Origin of the sequence: Marinospirillum perlucidum (assembly GCF_003336805.1) — a bacterium.
In the GTDB taxonomy this organism is placed as follows: domain Bacteria; phylum Pseudomonadota; class Gammaproteobacteria; order Pseudomonadales; family Halomonadaceae; genus Marinospirillum; species Marinospirillum perlucidum.
Genome location: NZ_QFWJ01000008.1, coordinates 92,802 through 108,246 on the forward strand (window position 1 = coordinate 92,802; position 15,445 = coordinate 108,246).

The window sequence follows — 15,445 nt, forward strand, 5'->3', positions numbered from 1 at the left end:
CATGCAAAATTACCATTTAATCACGCCGCTGGAAGGTGATTTGAGTGCCGTTATCGAACTCTTGCCGCGTGAAACGGAAACCCATTGGCTGCTGGATGTGAAAATCCTGCATTCGGGTGAGCCTGTGGCCGATATCAGTTTTAATCTGGATGGTCATACTCAGGAAGAAGCCCTGGAGCTAGCGCATAATCTACCCAAGCACGGTTATATCATGCGCGAAATTGATGACCTGCTGTTTGGTGACAGTGAATGACTTCTGACTAGCGGTTATACTGGCGGGATTCTTTAGAACCTAGGAGATTTCCCGTGCCCGGAGCCATTCATACCCGTCCAATCGAGGAGCGTCTGGACTGGTTGTTGAACCTGAGCCGTAATCACTCCCGTGATTTTTGTGATCCGGAGAACTACCTGGCCCGCCAGAATTATCTGGCCGAGCATCCCACTCATATTATTGCACTCAAGTGCATGGATGGCCGGCTTCATCTGCCTCATGCCACCCAGACTCCACTGGGTATTATTCGCCCCTTCCGTAACCTCGGTGGTATTTTTGATCTGGGCTGGCCCTACATGGGGGATTTGCTGGAGCAGAGTGTTCTGGAGGCCATCCAGCAGGGGCGCAAGGTTCTGATTATCATTACCTATCATTACTCCAAAGGCGATCCGGCCCGAGGTTGTGCCGGTTTTGATTGCAATCATCAGGCGGCCCTGGACCATGCCCGGCAGATTCGAAGCCAGGTGGAGACCATCTTTGGGCAGGGGCACCAGACGGTTTATCCCCTGGTCTGTGGCTTTGAAACCGATGAAGATGCCCTGATTCTGCATAACAGTGAGGATGAGCAGCTGGATCTATCCACGCTGACTGAAGAGCCAGGGGAACAGTTGCCGCTACGCTTGGAGAGTCTTTTACCCGATATGCCTGCGCGGGTGCGCCATGATTTCCTGCCACTGGTCGAAGGCAATATACGCCATATTCGTAGTCTGCGCTCCATCCAGCGTGAACTGGATATCGAGCATCGCGAATGGATGATTTGTGTGGGGCGGGGCTTTGACTTCCTGCATGCGCCCAATGTGGCTTTGATTATCGGCCCCTACAGTCCGGATCTATCCGATCCGCTGCTCAAGGCCGCCGGGATTATCCGCAACAATATGGAAAAAGGGCGTATTCCCGATGATGGTTTTCTGTTGCTGTCATCAGCACCCTATGTCGAAGCGGGCCCGGATGCAGCCCGAGCCGAGTTGAAAGCTCGCTTTATGGCAGATTTTTCTGCAGGCGTGATTCGTGAGGCTTTGCCGGAGCTGGCTGAAAAAATGATTCAGCGTACAGCAACTCTGCATTGGCCGACTCGACGCCTAAGTCTTCTCGACTGAATCCGGCACTGATTGCAGGCGCTCGGCCAGGATTTCAGCCAGATGCCGGGGTGGGCGACTGCAGGCGGATTTAATCTGCTGACGGCAGGAGAAGCCATTGGCAATAACCTGGGCCTGTTGTTCCTGTCGCAAGCGAGGCAAAAGGTCCTCTTCAGCCATGGCCTGGGAGAGGTCATGGTGTTCGGCTTCATAACCAAAGCTGCCACCCATGCCACAACAGCTGGCTTCCAGAATTTCAGCCTTGTCACCGGGAAGCTGTTTGAGCAGCTTGCGCATGGACTTCATTGCTCCCACTGCTTTTTGATGGCAATGGCCGTGAACCAGAAGTTTTTCTTGTTCTTGACCTTCCCTGAATCTTAACTGCATTTGTCCTTTACGGATTTCGCGAGCCAAGAATTCTTCCAGGAGCCAGGCTTGGCGGCTTACGGTGTCTGCAGCCTCACCCAAGCCGAGGGCCCGGTAATCATCACGAATGGCCAGTAAACAGGAAGGTTCCAGCCCGACAATTGGATAACCGGCTTCTACCCAGGGCAAAAGAGCCTTCAGGGTACGCTCTGCTTCTTCTCGGGCTGCGTCCACTTCACCCTGGGCCAGGAAGGTACGTCCGCAGCACAGAGGACGCTGGGGCTCTTTATCGCTGGTGTCGGCCTTGAGCAGAATAACCTGGCAGCCGCCAGCTTCCAGTACCTTTTGCGCGGCAGTGGCGATCTGGGGTTGATAATAGCGACTGTAGGTATCGACCCAGAGCACGGCCTTGAGCCGGGTTTCCTCGCCCTGGGCACCTGAAGCTTCGGGCAAGGGCAGGGGATCTGTCGAGGTTTCCGGTAAAGTACGCGGAGCAATGCGCAGAAGCCAGCTGGCTACTTGGGGCACTCCGGGCAAGCGGTTATTGAGCCGGGTCAGGCCACCCAGAATGCGGGGGTAATGATGCAACAAGCGTGGTAGCTGAGCAAAAAGACGATTTCTCAGGGGCAGGGGCTGTCTGAGATTCTTCTGCGCCTGATACTCCAGTTTGATCTGGGCCATGTCCACGCTGTTTTCACATTCGCGTTTGCAGCCTTTGCAGCCCAGGCAGAGATCCATACTGGCTTCGACTTCGGGGTCTTCCAGCCAGGTCAGGGGGGAGTCGCTATTGAGCGCTTTTTTTAACAATCGAACCCTGCCGCCAGGGGTCAGGGCCGGATCTCCGGTCACACGGTAACTGGGGCACATCACGCCCCGGCCCGTGGTTTCACATTGGCGGCTGTTGATGCAAACAGCGACCGCCTTGGCAAAATTGCCACCCTGTTTGGGAATATCGGCATAGGCATCGCCCATGCCGGCATCCTTGTATTCTTTCCAGTCCAGAAGGCTTTTCATGGCTTTCTCTTGCAAATGGAGGTCAAGAGTAATAATGCAAAAGCCATGCCTTGCAGTTGACTGGAGCAAGACGGCCTTCGGCCTTGGCTGGAGGGGCTTGGGGGCAAATTGCCGGTAGAATTGCTGTTGGTTTACAGACAAGTTGTGACAAGTCTGTCAAAACTCCCGGCTGCTAGTCAGCCGGTGGTTGTGGAGGCCAGGGGTCACGCAGACTCAACTGGCCGATGCCGGGTAGTTTGAAACCCAGGTGCCAGGGGTCAATGCCCAGGTTCAAACCCAGCAGGTTCATTTCCAGGCCTTCTTTCAGCGAAACGCCCAGTCCCAGAACTCCGGCCAGACTGGCTTGATAGCCCGTATCACTGGGTGTGGCATCGACCAGAGAAGGCACGGGGTAGTCCTTGCCGATAGCAATATTGGGAAGTACCAGGGAAAGCTGCGGGGTCTCGCGGATCAACCAGGCAATGAAGGTATTGCTATTGGGGCCGGGCCAGGCACGATAGGTGTTGGGATAGGGATAGTTGGCAACAGCTTCAAGAATAGCGGGAATGGCCGCTTCGGCTTCAGCACCCTTGAGGTCTGCCAGGAGTCGGGGTTGGGCGCCGTACCAGTAGCGGTCGGGCAGATTGGGGCCGGATTGAACCAGGGTGTCATACCAGCCCATGACTTCATGGACCTGCCAGCTGTCGGCTTGTTTTTCCTTGGTGGCAATCCAGGTATGCACGGCAAAATAGCCTCGCCAGCCAAAGGCGCGGGCGGCGTAGACCTGAACCCTGGCCTCGGGAGCTTCTTCTGGTGTGGGTGCCATACCGGAGCTGGAGCGATCAGCCTCGGACCAGTGAACCGAGCTGCCCAGACTGGAGCAGGCGACCATCAGGCCGGGGCCCAGGAGCAGGAAGGCGATCAACAGCAGGCTGCGCAGCGGCCATTTAAAATAGGGAGACATCGTTTTTTCCTTGATTTCAGCCGGGTTTTGGGATGCACTTTCAGGGAAACAGCTAATTACGACTCCTTGTCGCTTTACAGGTTCATTATGTCGTCATCCTCTTCGCTGCTGCAGCAGTTTTATATCAATGAAGACCAGTCCATCTATTTGATGAGTCATGAAGATGCTCGCAAGATCAAGGACTGGATTCAACTATGCAAGGAACAGCTGAGAAACCTGGGTTTTTCGGAAATAGAAGAAGTGGGTAAAGGAGCCTTTGGCTTTGTTTTCGGGGGGCGATCCGCTGAAGGGCTGGATTATGTCTTCAAGTTTTCGCGCATGAACCTGCCTCAACAGATACAGGATCGCCTGGAAGAAGAGGCCTGGATGCAGTCACGGGTCAGGCATCCGCTGATTCCCAGAGTGTATGAATATGCCCGCTTGGCGCGCCAGTCGGCGCTGGTCATGGAAAGAGCCAAGGGGATGGATCTGGAAGCCTATTCACTCAAGTACGGGCGTTTGTCGCCACGCTTGCTGTTGCGCTTGACCTGGCAACTGGTTGAGGTGCTACAAGCCCTGCGTAACCATCAGCAGGATGGCCAGGCTGCTCCTCTGGTGCATGGCGATATCAAGCCTTCCAACCTGGTGTTTGATCCCGAGACAGAAACACTCAAGCTGGTGGACTGGGGATCGAGTGTTTTTGCCCAGGTGGATGCCCAGGGTCAGCCTTTGGGTAATGCAGCGCTGGGTCTGGCCGCTTCCCAGGTGTCGGAATCCAATGCGCGTCTGGGCGATATTTTTTTTATCGGGGATGAGCAGCTGAACGGCCATCTCAGTTCACCGCGTTTTGATGAGCAGGGCATGGCGGCCACCCTCTATGCGCTGGCTTCGGCACAATCCTGTCGTTATGGCTATGAGGTGCTGCCAGCAACTGCACTGGGTCTGCCCCCGGCATTTGCCCGAACCCTGCAACAGCTTTTGGCAGGTAACCCTGAGCAAAGACGCCTGGCTGGTGACCGTTTGCTGAGAGAAGGTCATCAGCTCAAGCGCTGGCGCTTGCCGGAAGGGGAGGAGGTAGAAGAAAAACCCGAGTTGCCGGTTTGGCTGACCGATCATGCCGAAGACCTGGAAACGGTGGTCTATAGTTCACGCAAGCGTTTTCTCCGCCAGGAACAGGCAGATACCCTGCTGCTTAAACAGGTCGGTGATGTCGAACTGGACAAGTATTATCGTAATTTCATGCAGGGTATGGGCGCTACCGAAAAAGCTTTTCTGGCGGCTGTCAGCCGCCTGGGTCGTTACCCCCTTCTTGGTGGTCTGGCTATTCACTGGCAGGAAAAAGGGTTACTGATAGATTCCAGCCTCAAGTTGCATGATCCCTCACTAAAAAAATCCTTTATTGCTTCGGTGAATAACCTGGTGAATCTGGCGCGAGGTATCCAGCGGGAAGAAGGCGTGTTCAAGTGCTGCATGTTTGATGCTCGTTCCACACGTCATCTGGAAAGAGAGCGCCAGGAAGATCCCTTTGTCCCTCCTGCAGATTGGTCCCTGCCTTATGAGGTTCATGCTGCCAAATGGACCGAGGAAGCGGGGCTCAGCCACTCCTATTTTGAAGATGGTGAAGATCCGGACGAGTTGTTGGAATTGCCCGAAGCGATTCTGGATGAAATTGCCCGCTTGAATGAAATACGTCATACCGGGCTGATCATTTTTGAGGTCCTGCCCCGGCATTTGAAAGTTCACAGCTATTATGTGCTGCTGGATCAGGCAAGAGAGGCGGAGTTTGCAGCCTGCCTGGAGCGTATCAGCCGCGCTATTCCGCAAATTAGCGGTCTGGGGGTTTCCGGCTTTATGAAGATGCCTTACAAGAATACCCGGCATCTGCAAAAACTGGATGCCTTGCCCGAGCATTATTACGAATGGCCAGCCAACAGGATCAGCGAGCGCAGGGAAAAGCCGATCAGGGTTAAAGCCAGTCCGAATACCACCAGGGCCAGTAGCCCATAAAATCCGATTAGCAGACGTGTTTTCAGCCGCTTGATGAAGCCGGCTTCAGGTGAAACTCGGGGAAGATTCTGGAAGAGGGTCAGAAAGCTGTAGGTAAGTAGAGACCAGAGTAGCAACAGACAGCTACTCAGCAGCCAGGAGGAAAGTGGTTGGCTGATCAGGCTGGCGACTGTCAACAAGAGGCCTGCAAGAGCTAGCAGTAAACTGACCGGGCGCATCCAGCCCAGACGTTTTGCCAGCTTTTGCAGGCCTGTGAGTAAAGCCATCTAGTAGGTTTCTGCACCCACCCAGAGATCCGGGGTAAAGCGCACTACCTGGTTTCGACCTCCATCCTTGGCAGCATAGAGGGAAACATCCGCATACTTGAGCACCTGCCAGAAGGCCTGACCATCATTGGGGAAGTCGGCTAGACCGGCCGAGATGGTCTTGTTCAGCAGAATGCTGCCAGCTTTAAACTGATGGGCTTCCACGGCCTTACGAATCTTGTCAGCAACCAGAAAGCCGCCTTCAGCGTCAGTATCCAGCAAAATGATCAGGAATTCTTCGCCACCATAGCGGATGACGAGATCGGATTCACGGACATTGGCTTTGAAGATATTGGCCAGATCCACCAGGATGGAATCGCCCACATCATGCCCATAGGTGTCATTAACGGTCTTGAAGTAGTCCAGATCCATCATGATCAGGGTCATGGCCGTATCGCGGCGTTTGCACTGGGTTACCAGCGTATCGGAATACTCTTCCAGGAAGCGGCGGTTGCGCAGGCCAGTCATGGCATCATTGAGCGTGGATTCACGCAGGCTGGCCATCAAACGCTTGGCCTGGAGTACCGGAGCAGCTTCGCGCAGGTAAGATTCCAGCAACGGTCTGGAGGCCTCGGCCTGGAGAATTTCCGTCTCGGATTTCAGAATCAGTTGAACCACGCTGCCAACACCACCTGATTGGATCACGGGCAGGCACAGATAGGTCTGGCCTTCCTGACGGGCTTCAGGTGCAAAGGATCGGCAGATGAGGCTGTTTTCAGTGCCATCGATAAAGTGACCGGTGCGCACGGCACGACAAGCGGTGCATTTTTCATTGATGTCCGGAGTACACCATTGAGTGGGTGCCTGGGCAATGCCATCGACATTAATGGTGTTGATCTGCTTGCGGTTATAGTCGACTTCATAGATGGAGTAGTTGTTGAAGCCGAACTCGTCGCGCACGACTTCGGAAATTCGCTGAAAGACTTCTTCGCTGCTTTCGTCTTCTTCAATCGCCTGTTTGAACTGGGCCACCTTGACCAGTCCTGAAACGGTATCAGCCGTGTCTGCCAGGAGATCGCCCTGTTGTTTGGGATTGGATTGCACCAGATGAGCAACATTGCGACGGATTTCCGTCAGTTTGCTGATAATGCCATCGGAGAGGCTATTGAAGTGCTGGGCAATCGCACCGATCTCATCCTTGCTGCGTTGAGTAACACGGACACTGAAATCACCCGCTTTGGCCTTTTTAACCGCATCTTCAATCTCGTTGGCCGTAGTGACCAGAGGTTGCAGCAGGCGACGCAGGAAGGCCAGAGAAATGAGGGCAAAGAGGGCGACGGCACCGACCAGTACCAACACCGTCATGATCGCTGCTGTGCGCATGTGATCGATGGAGGCCGTCAAGGTAACGGCCCCGAGAACTGAGCCTTCGGGAACAGCATGGCAATTCAGACAGTTAACATCCCCGCTGCTGCTGGCAATATAAGGAATAGTGGCACGAAATTCAGGTGATAGATAACCGCCAATCAAGGAATAAACCGGCTCGCCTGAATGCAGTACCTTGTAATCGATCGGGTCGGGGTTGGATTCCATCTCCAGACCGTTACCGAATTGCTCTTCGACCAGTTCACCGCGAATCACCCGGGCTTCATCCAGGCCTTCGACATTGGCAATTCTTTCCAGCAAAGAGTCACGCTTGTGCATGGTCCCATTGAGCATGGATTCAGTCAGGGCGACTCGAATCATTTCGGCTGCTGTGCGCGTATGCTCAGTAGCCGCACGAATGGAAAAATCACGGAAAGAAGCCAAGCTGGCCAGAGTGATGACCAGAGTCAGGGCTAGCATGACCGAGGCTAATGCCAGCAGAGTTTTAGTTTGCAGCTTGAGCACAGTTGCTCTTCCTTGTTATTTGGGGAAACTTTAAATGCCATTCATGTCCAGCTTTGGGAACAATTTTTTACAGTATTTTTACGAAAATTGAAAGTCTTGTCTGCTGACTTTTCATCTGAATCCTTGAGCTAAATGGGCATAGTTAACAAAAAGATACACGTATACGCCAGGAGTAAGATGGCTTATGATCCCTTTTACATCCTGATTTTGCGGGAAAGAGGAAAATAGCGCATGCAAGAGCCTAATTTCGGAGAAGAGCGACGCATAGAAAGACGCCTGGGTGACCGTCGTCGGCGGCGTGATCCTCTGCTTAAGTTGATCAGTGTTTTTGGTGTGGTTTCCTGGGTGTTGATGCTGCCAGCATTGCTCTTGGTGGATAGAGCACGCCCGGAAGTGGAAACCTTCTTTGATCGCTGGCTGGGTCTGAAGGTTGATCCTAACTGGGATCTGGAGGTGTTTCGTTATGCCTTTTTCCTGATGATTTTCATTTTGCTGATTTCAGGCCTGGGGTTGGTCTTTAATGCCTTGCGTAACAAGCGTAAGGAAGATTCCTTTCGCATCAACCTGATAGTGATTTTTGGCTTGAGTTTGATTGGCGTCTTCTACTATCTGGGCCGCCTGGGGGCTATCCAGTAAAAAATCGCCCGCTATTGATAGCGGGCGATTAGATTTCCTAGCCCTGCAAGCGGGTTTTCAGAAAATCGATCACTTCACCTGAAGGAACCTGAGTGGCTTCTTCATCACGGCGTCCCTTGTATTCCAGTTCACCGTTTTTCAGGCTGCGCTCACCGATAACGATTCGATGAGGGATGCCGATCAATTCCAGATCCGCAAACTTGGAACCGGGGCGACCTTCACGATCATCCAGAAGAACATCGATGCCTGCGGCCTTGAGGTCGTTATAGAGCTTTTCCGAGGTCTCCTGAACCAGCTCCGACTTGTGGGCGTTCATGGGAACCAGAGCAACTTCAAAAGGGGCGATGCTGGCTGGCCAGATAATACCGGCTTCATCGTGGTTTTGCTCGATGGCAGAAGCCACGATGCGGGTGACGCCAATACCGTAGCAACCCATGATCAGGTCAGCGGCTTTGCCGTTTTCATCCAATACCGTGGCATTCATGCTTTGCGAGTATTTGGTGCCCAGTTGGAAGATGTGGCCCACCTCGATGCCGCGTTTGATCAAGAGGCTACCCTGGCCATCCGGACTGGGGTCGCCTTCGACCACGTTACGCAGATCGGCTACTTCGGGCAGTGGCAGGTCTCTTTCCCAGTTGATACCGAAATAATGCTGGCCATCGATATTGGCACCAGCCGCAAAATCACTCATTTTTTCAACCGAGCGATCAATAATGCAGGGAATCGGCAGTTTGACAGGGCCAAGTGAGCCGGGTCCGGCACCAATAGCTGCCTTGATTTCTTCATCACTGGCCATTTCCAAGGGGCTGGCAACCTGGGGCAGGTTGGCGGCTTTGATTTCATTTAGCTCATGATCACCACGGATAATCAGGGCGACTAGGCCTTCTTCAGCAGCCTTGACGACGAGGGTCTTGACGGTTTTTTCGATGGGTAGGTCAAATTGCTCAACCAGTTGGGCAATGGTCTTGGCATCGGGGGTTGGCTGCTGACGCATTTCTTCACTGGGGGCGGCTCTTTCCTGTTCGCGGGGGAGAGCTTCGGCTTTCTCGATGTTGGCGGCATAGTCAGAGGAGTCGGAAAAGACGATGTCGTCCTCGCCGGATTCAGCCAGAACATGGAATTCATGCGAGCCGGTACCGCCGATAGAGCCGTTGTCAGCTATAACCGGACGGAAATCCAGCCCCAGGCGTGTGAAGATATTGCTGTAGGTCGCGTGCATGACATCGTAGGTGGTCTGCAGGGATTCCTGGGTCAGGTGGAAGGAGTAGGCATCCTTCATGATGAATTCACGCGCCCGCATGACGCCGAAGCGGGGACGAATTTCATCCCGGAACTTGGTCTGAATCTGGTAGAAATTGGTGGGCAACTGCTTGTAGGAGCGCAGTTCCTTGCGGACCAGGTCGGTGATGACCTCTTCATGGGTGGGGCCGACACAGAACTCACGATTGTGGCGATCCTCAAGACGCAGGAGTTCCTTGCCGTATTGCTCCCAGCGACCGGATTCCTGCCAGAGTTCGGCCGGTTGCACACCGGGCATCAGTACTTCCTGGGCACCGGATTTATCCATTTCTTCACGAACGATGCGTTCCACCTTGCGCAGGGTACGCAAACCCAGAGGCAGCCAGGTGTAGAGCCCTGAGCCAAGACTGCGAACCAGGCCGGCACGCAGCATCAGCTGGTGGCTGATAACCTGGGCATCATTGGGGGTTTCCTTGAGGGTGGCAATCAGAAGTTGTGAAGCACGCATGGATGCAAGTTACCTTAGGTTGTGTCCAGGGAGGCGTCTCAGAACCGGGTTGTCCGATTGATCAGACGCTACCTGGATGAGGTCATGAATTTTAATTCCAGAAACGGGAGCAAATTGTCAGCTATTCGGCAGTATTTTACCAGACGTCAAGTTATCTGCACTGGTGCTTTCGAAAAAGGCCCGCCGTGCGACGGGTCTTTTCATGCTCGATTAATTACCGTGTTGTGGCAGTTGCAAAGCCAGTTCGTCCAACGGTTGCTGCAGGTCCAGTCCTAGAAAGAGTTGTTGGCTTAATTGCTTGAAGTTATCCAGGTCTTCGCCTCGGAGGCGCTCAACACTGGGCAGTTCCACTTTCATGGCATCGATCGGACGCCCGTTGATATGCAGCTCATAGTGAAGGTGGGGGCCGGTACTTCGCCCCGTGTTACCGGTACGGGCAATAGGCTGGCCGCGCTTGACGTTTTCTCCCTGATTAACCAGGAAGCCGCTCAGGTGCAGATAACGGGTGGTATAACCCTGACCATGATCGATAACCAGATAGTTGCCACCAAAGGCATGATAACGGCCTCTGAGGATGCGCCCATCCGCTGGAGCAACTACCAGGGTGCCGGTCGGCGTGGCAAAGTCAGTGCCGTGGTGCGGGGTGCGTCGTCCGGTAATCGGGTGATAGCGGTTGAGGTTGAAATGCGAGCTGATGCGAAAACGCTTGCGCAGGGGCGTGCGGCTGAAGGGCGGGATCAGGCTAACGCCTTCGGGCGTGTAAAAGCGACCATCCTGCAGGTGTCTGGCAGCGCGAATCTGCATGCGCTCGCCCTGATAATCGAAAGCCAAAAGACGGGTGGAGTAGGGAGTCGGGTCATCACTCAGCCATTCCTGTTCAATGAGCAGACTGAAGGTGTCCCCATCCCGGGCATCGCGACGCAAGGGCAGGTGGCGATCCAGGGCGGCTGCGATGGCTCCTTCCTGCCCGGCGATTTCAGGCATGGAGCTAAGGCTGTTGGCCAGAATGCCATTCAGGGTGCCTTCCAGACGCAGAAGTCGAATTTCACGTTGGGTGGAAAGTTCGTTAAAACTGAAGCCTCTATCCTGGCGTTGCCATTCCACACCCTCGGCCCGGTTGCGCCAGATACGTAGGGAAAGCAGTTGGCCATCACGGCTGGCCAGCCATTCGATATACTGCCCTGGATGAATGCGATTGAGGAAGCGTGCTCCTTCGCCATCCAAGAGTTGATAGAGGGTGCTGACCGGCAGGTGCCATTCATCCTGCCAGAGTTGTGAAAGGCGATCCCCCGGTTGCAGGGTGTACTGGTCCCAATCTGGTGGTGGAGCCAGGGGCGGGATCAGGGCATTGTGAAAGTCAGTGGCTTCCAGAGCCGCCATGACCTCGCTTCGGGAAGGCTCAAACTCCTGGGGATCGGGGTCATCCCCGATGAAAAAAAAGCCGATGGCCAGGAGGCTACCCAGGGTGATCAAAAAGCCGATCAGGCTGGGATGAGTCAGGGTGCGTTTGAGCATATTGATCCTAAGTAGTCCGGCTCGTCGTTGAAAAATGGGGATAATAAGCAAGTCTGCAAGCGTTATACTATAACAATATGTCCTTATTGATATAAAAAACCTCAGCTGGAAAGAAGTCAGGCGCAAGGGAATGGGGTAAGATTGGCTTCTTTTTTTGAGTGCTTGTTGTGAATCTCGAAGTTAAATGGCTCGAAGATTTTGTCGCTCTGGCGGCAACCCGTAGTTTTTCCCAGGCTGCAAAGCGTCGCTTTGTCACTCAGCCCGCTTTCAGTCGTCGGATTCAATCCCTGGAAAGAGCCGTAGGCGCCACTCTGGTGGATCGCAGCAAGACGCCTCTGGATTTGACTGCCGATGGTCAGCTGTTTTTGATTACGGCACGTAATATTGTGGAACAGCTGGGTGAAGCTTTAAGGCATCTGCGCGGACTGGACCCGGAAACCGCTCAGTTGCTGGAGTTTACTGTTGCTCATTCGCTGGCGTTCAATTTTTTTCCTCAGTGGCTGGATCAGTTGCAAAAGGTGGTGGGGGAAGTTAACGCACGCATGACGGCCATGAATGTCGGGGAAGCAACCCATGCCCTGCGTGAAGGGCGCTGTGATTTTATGCTGGCTTATCATGACCAGTTGGGCAGTCTGCAGCTGGATGCTGTGCATTTTCCCTCCCTGCGTATGGGCATGACCGAGATGCTTCCGGTTTGTGCACCGGGAGCCGGCAAAGAGCCGCTTTACTGGTTGGATGCCAGTGATAAGCAGGCATTGCCGCTTTTGGGGTATACCCGGGGTGCCTTTCTGGAGCGCTCCTTGAGATTATTGTTGCGACAAAAACCGGTCGGCCTGCATTTCAAGACGGTTTATGAAACAGCCATGGCCGAAGGTTTGAAAGGCATGGCGCTACAAGGGCGAGGCATTGCCTGGATTCCGCGCTTGAGCATAGAGAGGGAGCTGCAAGAAGGCCAGTTGATGATCTGTGGCGATGAACAGTGGATTCTGCCTCTGGAAATACGCCTTTATCGCTGCACGCTGGTCCATAAGCCCCTGGTAGAGCGCCTTTGGCAACGTCTGGAAAAAGAAGCTGCCCAGGTAGAAGTCTTGGCTGAGGATCAGAACTTGGCGTAATGGGGTACCTCTGGGGTATAATGCCCGACCTTGAAATGGGTCGACTCTTGCCCCATTTTAAATCTGCTTACTTAAGCTCTGTTTGAACGGGCTCTGGTGATCGGAGCCTTGAGTTTAACCCCTTGCAGTTGAGGCAAACAGCGATGCCCATTTACGAATACCAGTGTCAGGCCTGTGGCCATGAAGTAGAAATCCTGCACAAGATGAGTGACGAGCCACCCAAGGACTGCCCGGACTGTAGTCAGCCGCAGCTGACACGCAAGATCTCGGCAGCCGGCTTCCGCCTGGCTGGAAGCGGCTGGTATGAAACCGATTTCAAAAGTGGCAGCAAGAAGAATCTGGCCGATTCCGGTGGAACCTCCACTAAGGGCGGTTCCTCTTCTGCGCCAGCAGCCTAGATGGCTGGAAAACTATATTTTGGAAGCTTCTGTTCGTCATGATCAGCAGACGCTCTAGAGCAGCTGCATTCAGGTGCCGCCTGGTGCCCGGATACATGAAGGTCGCCACCAAAATCGAGATGAAGTGATATTTGCCCCGGGTGAATTTCATCTTCAGGCTCGATTGTTATCAGGCAGCAACAGGTCCACTGACTCGTCAGTAGCTTCCATGCAGGGCTTTAGGCCCTGCTTTTTTCGTTTATTGAACCAACAACAGTTAACAGGAATTTTTTCTATGCGCAGCCATTACTGTGGCGACTTGAACACAAGTCATCTGGATCAGGAAGTTCAACTCTGCGGCTGGGTACACCGCCGTCGTGACCACGGGGGGGTGATATTTCTGGATCTGCGTGATCGTAATGGTCTGGCCCAGGTTGTGGTGGATCCGGATACAGAAGAAGCCTTTGCCACTGCTGACCGTGCCCGTAATGAATATGTGCTGAAAATTTCCGGCCGTGTACGTCATCGTCCTGAAGGCACGGTGAATCCCAATATGCCGACTGGCGAGATTGAAGTGCTGGCCAAGCAGGTTGAAGTTCTGAATACCGCGGAAACGCCCCCCTTCCAACTGGATGAGCATGGCAAGGTGGGCGAAGACGTACGCCTGAAATACCGCTATGTGGATCTGCGTCGTCCGGAGATGGCAGAAAAACTGCGTTTTCGTTCGCGCGTGACCCACCAGATTCGCAACTACCTGGAAGAACAGGGCTTTTTGGATATAGAGACCCCGATTCTAACGCGGGCCACCCCAGAAGGCGCGCGTGATTACCTGGTGCCCAGTCGTACCCATGAAGGTCAGTTCTTTGCACTGCCGCAGTCACCCCAGCTGTTCAAGCAGCTTTTGATGGTGTCCGGTTTTGATCGCTACTACCAGATTGCCAAGTGTTTCCGTGATGAAGACCTGCGTGCAGACCGTCAGCCTGAATTTACCCAGATTGACCTGGAAGCCTCCTTTGTTGATGAAGAGAACATCATGGGTGTGGCTGAAGGTATGATTCGTACCATCTTCAAGGAAGCCAAGGATGTTGATCTGGGTGAATTCCCGCGCATGCCTTATTCCGAAGCCATGAACCGCTATGGTTCTGATAAACCGGATCTGCGTATTCCTCTGGAGTTGGTCGATGTCAATGACCTGATGGAAAACGTGGACTTTAAGGTTTTTTCCGGTCCGGCTTCCGACCCCAAAGGTCGGGTTGCAGCCCTCAAGGTCAAGGGGGGTGCTGAGCTTTCGCGTAAACAGATCGATGAGTACACCAAATTCGTGGGTATCTATGGTGCGCGTGGTCTGGCCTGGATCAAGGTCAATGAAAAAACTAAAGGCCTGGAAGGCCTGCAGTCGCCCATTGTCAAATTTATGGAGCCGATTGTTGATCAGCTGCTGGAGCGCGTTGGTGCTGAAGATGGCGACATCATCTTCTTTGGTGCCGACAAGGCCAAGATCGTTAACGAGGCCCTGGGTGCGCTGCGTTGCAAGCTGGGTGAAGATCTGGATCTCTACACCCGTGAATGGGCGCCTCTGTGGGTGGTGGATTTCCCCATGTTCGAGGAAGAGGATGACGGTAGACTGAGTGCTCTTCACCATCCTTTCACCGCGCCTCTGTGCAGCCCTGAGGAGTTGAAAGCTGACCCGGGTAAACAGTTGTCCCGTGCCTATGACATGGTACTTAACGGTACTGAGCTGGGTGGTGGTTCCATTCGTATCCATAATCAGGATATGCAGGAAGCCGTTTTTGATGTGCTGGGTATTTCCGAAGCTGAACAGGAAGAGAAATTCGGCTTCTTGCTGGATGCACTCAAGTTTGGTGCTCCACCTCACGGTGGTCTGGCTTTTGGTCTGGATCGTCTGATGATGTTGATGACGGGTGCGCAGTCCATTCGTGAAGTAATTGCCTTCCCCAAAACCCAGTCGGCAGCCTGTGTGATGACAGATGCCCCGGGCGAGGTCAGCAAGGCTCAGTTGAAAGAGCTGAACCTGCGCCTGAGAGCCAAGCCTCAACCCGAAGAGTAATTCCGGGATCTGCGCCTCCTCTGCAAGCGGGGGAGGCGTTGATGACTAAAGCCTTAGCTGCTGGTCATCTCTTCCATCTCTGTCAGTCCTGATCGGCCGTTTCTTTAAGCGCCATCGGGATCTGACAACCATGTCCAATTGCGTCAGGAAGGCAGCCAGCCTCCAGTCACGGCTTCCCATTGGAAGCTCCCCGGAG

Annotated in this window: 13 protein-coding genes; 7 read left to right on the plus strand and 6 right to left on the minus strand. The window is 53.9% G+C overall.

Going from position 1 to position 15,445, the window contains the following annotated elements; translation table 11 throughout:
• Position 1: 1 nt before the first annotated feature.
• Together DFK18_RS10865 and DFK18_RS10870 are read left to right on the plus strand one after the other, a co-directional pair.
• On the plus strand, positions 2 to 253 hold the full coding sequence (locus DFK18_RS10865) for a hypothetical protein (RefSeq protein ID WP_114418285.1): 252 nt from the start codon (positions 2 to 4) through the stop codon (positions 251 to 253).
• 53 nt (positions 254 to 306) lie between these two features.
• Complete coding sequence (locus DFK18_RS10870; RefSeq protein WP_114418286.1) at positions 307 to 1,368, plus strand: carboxysome shell carbonic anhydrase domain-containg protein; 1,062 nt, start codon at positions 307 to 309, stop codon at positions 1,366 to 1,368.
• Here DFK18_RS10870 and DFK18_RS10875 read toward each other — a convergent pair.
• Positions 1,351 to 2,727, minus strand: coding sequence for a (Fe-S)-binding protein (locus tag DFK18_RS10875; protein ID WP_114418287.1), 1,377 nt, complete (start codon positions 2,725 to 2,727; stop codon positions 1,351 to 1,353). The genes DFK18_RS10870 and DFK18_RS10875 overlap by 18 nt on opposite strands.
• A gap of 172 nt (positions 2,728 to 2,899) precedes the next feature.
• On the minus strand, positions 2,900 to 3,670 hold the full coding sequence (locus DFK18_RS10880) for a DUF3750 domain-containing protein (RefSeq protein ID WP_114418288.1): 771 nt from the start codon (positions 3,668 to 3,670) through the stop codon (positions 2,900 to 2,902).
• Positions 3,671 to 3,757: 87 nt separating this feature from the next.
• On the opposite strand from DFK18_RS10880, the gene DFK18_RS10885 reads away from it, so the two are divergent.
• Positions 3,758 to 5,656, plus strand: a complete 1,899-nt coding sequence (locus DFK18_RS10885; protein WP_114418289.1) for a protein kinase domain-containing protein — start codon at positions 3,758 to 3,760, stop codon at positions 5,654 to 5,656.
• Here DFK18_RS10885 and DFK18_RS10890 read toward each other — a convergent pair.
• Positions 5,563 to 5,922 (minus strand): hypothetical protein, encoded by a 360-nt coding sequence (locus tag DFK18_RS10890; protein WP_114418290.1) that lies wholly within the window; start codon positions 5,920 to 5,922, stop codon positions 5,563 to 5,565. The genes DFK18_RS10885 and DFK18_RS10890 overlap by 94 nt on opposite strands.
• Entirely contained in the window at positions 5,923 to 7,791 is a 1,869-nt protein-coding gene (locus DFK18_RS10895; protein ID WP_114418291.1) for a GGDEF domain-containing protein, read from the minus strand.
• 231 nt (positions 7,792 to 8,022) lie between these two features.
• Here DFK18_RS10895 and DFK18_RS10900 point away from each other — a divergent pair, with 231 nt between their 5' ends.
• Positions 8,023 to 8,427: a hypothetical protein gene (locus DFK18_RS10900; protein ID WP_114418292.1), complete on the plus strand. Its 405-nt coding sequence runs from the start codon at positions 8,023 to 8,025 to the stop codon at positions 8,425 to 8,427.
• A gap of 37 nt (positions 8,428 to 8,464) precedes the next feature.
• Here the strand turns inward: DFK18_RS10900 and DFK18_RS10905 are convergent, their stop codons facing one another.
• The gene (locus tag DFK18_RS10905) at positions 8,465 to 10,174 is read right to left on the minus strand and encodes a proline--tRNA ligase (protein WP_114418293.1); all 1,710 of its coding nucleotides are present in this window, start codon (positions 10,172 to 10,174) and stop codon (positions 8,465 to 8,467) included.
• A gap of 210 nt (positions 10,175 to 10,384) precedes the next feature.
• On the minus strand, positions 10,385 to 11,689 hold the full coding sequence (locus tag DFK18_RS10910) for a peptidoglycan DD-metalloendopeptidase family protein (RefSeq protein ID WP_114418294.1): 1,305 nt from the start codon (positions 11,687 to 11,689) through the stop codon (positions 10,385 to 10,387).
• A 167-nt stretch (positions 11,690 to 11,856) separates the two neighbouring features.
• On the opposite strand from DFK18_RS10910, the gene DFK18_RS10915 reads away from it, so the two are divergent.
• From DFK18_RS10915 to aspS, 3 genes are all read left to right on the plus strand, one after another.
• Complete coding sequence (locus DFK18_RS10915) at positions 11,857 to 12,804, plus strand: LysR substrate-binding domain-containing protein (RefSeq protein ID WP_114418328.1); 948 nt, start codon at positions 11,857 to 11,859, stop codon at positions 12,802 to 12,804.
• A 143-nt stretch (positions 12,805 to 12,947) separates the two neighbouring features.
• A complete protein-coding gene (locus tag DFK18_RS10920; protein WP_114418295.1) occupies positions 12,948 to 13,202 on the plus strand; it encodes an FmdB family zinc ribbon protein in 255 nt (84 codons plus the stop codon).
• 274 nt (positions 13,203 to 13,476) lie between these two features.
• A complete protein-coding gene (gene aspS / locus DFK18_RS10925; RefSeq protein ID WP_114418296.1) occupies positions 13,477 to 15,249 on the plus strand; it encodes an aspartate--tRNA ligase in 1,773 nt (590 codons plus the stop codon).
• Positions 15,250 to 15,445: the final 196 nt, after the last annotated feature.

Bases quoted from the DNA above. Each gene is read 5' to 3' on its own strand.
- DFK18_RS10885 (WP_114418289.1), top strand. From the start codon at position 3,758: ATGTCGTCATCCTCTTCGCTGCTGCAGCAGTTTTATATCAATGAAGAC.
- DFK18_RS10905 (WP_114418293.1), bottom strand. From the start codon at position 10,174: ATGCGTGCTTCACAACTTCTGATTGCCACCCTCAAGGAAACCCCCAAT.
- aspS (WP_114418296.1), top strand. From the start codon at position 13,477: ATGCGCAGCCATTACTGTGGCGACTTGAACACAAGTCATCTGGATCAG.
- DFK18_RS10910 (WP_114418294.1), bottom strand. From the start codon at position 11,689: ATGCTCAAACGCACCCTGACTCATCCCAGCCTGATCGGCTTTTTGATC.
- DFK18_RS10865 (WP_114418285.1), top strand. From the start codon at position 2: ATGCAAAATTACCATTTAATCACGCCGCTGGAAGGTGATTTGAGTGCC.
- DFK18_RS10920 (WP_114418295.1), top strand. From the start codon at position 12,948: ATGCCCATTTACGAATACCAGTGTCAGGCCTGTGGCCATGAAGTAGAA.
- DFK18_RS10880 (WP_114418288.1), bottom strand. From the start codon at position 3,670: ATGTCTCCCTATTTTAAATGGCCGCTGCGCAGCCTGCTGTTGATCGCC.
- DFK18_RS10875 (WP_114418287.1), bottom strand. From the start codon at position 2,727: ATGAAAAGCCTTCTGGACTGGAAAGAATACAAGGATGCCGGCATGGGC.
- DFK18_RS10890 (WP_114418290.1), bottom strand. From the start codon at position 5,922: ATGGCTTTACTCACAGGCCTGCAAAAGCTGGCAAAACGTCTGGGCTGG.
- DFK18_RS10900 (WP_114418292.1), top strand. From the start codon at position 8,023: ATGCAAGAGCCTAATTTCGGAGAAGAGCGACGCATAGAAAGACGCCTG.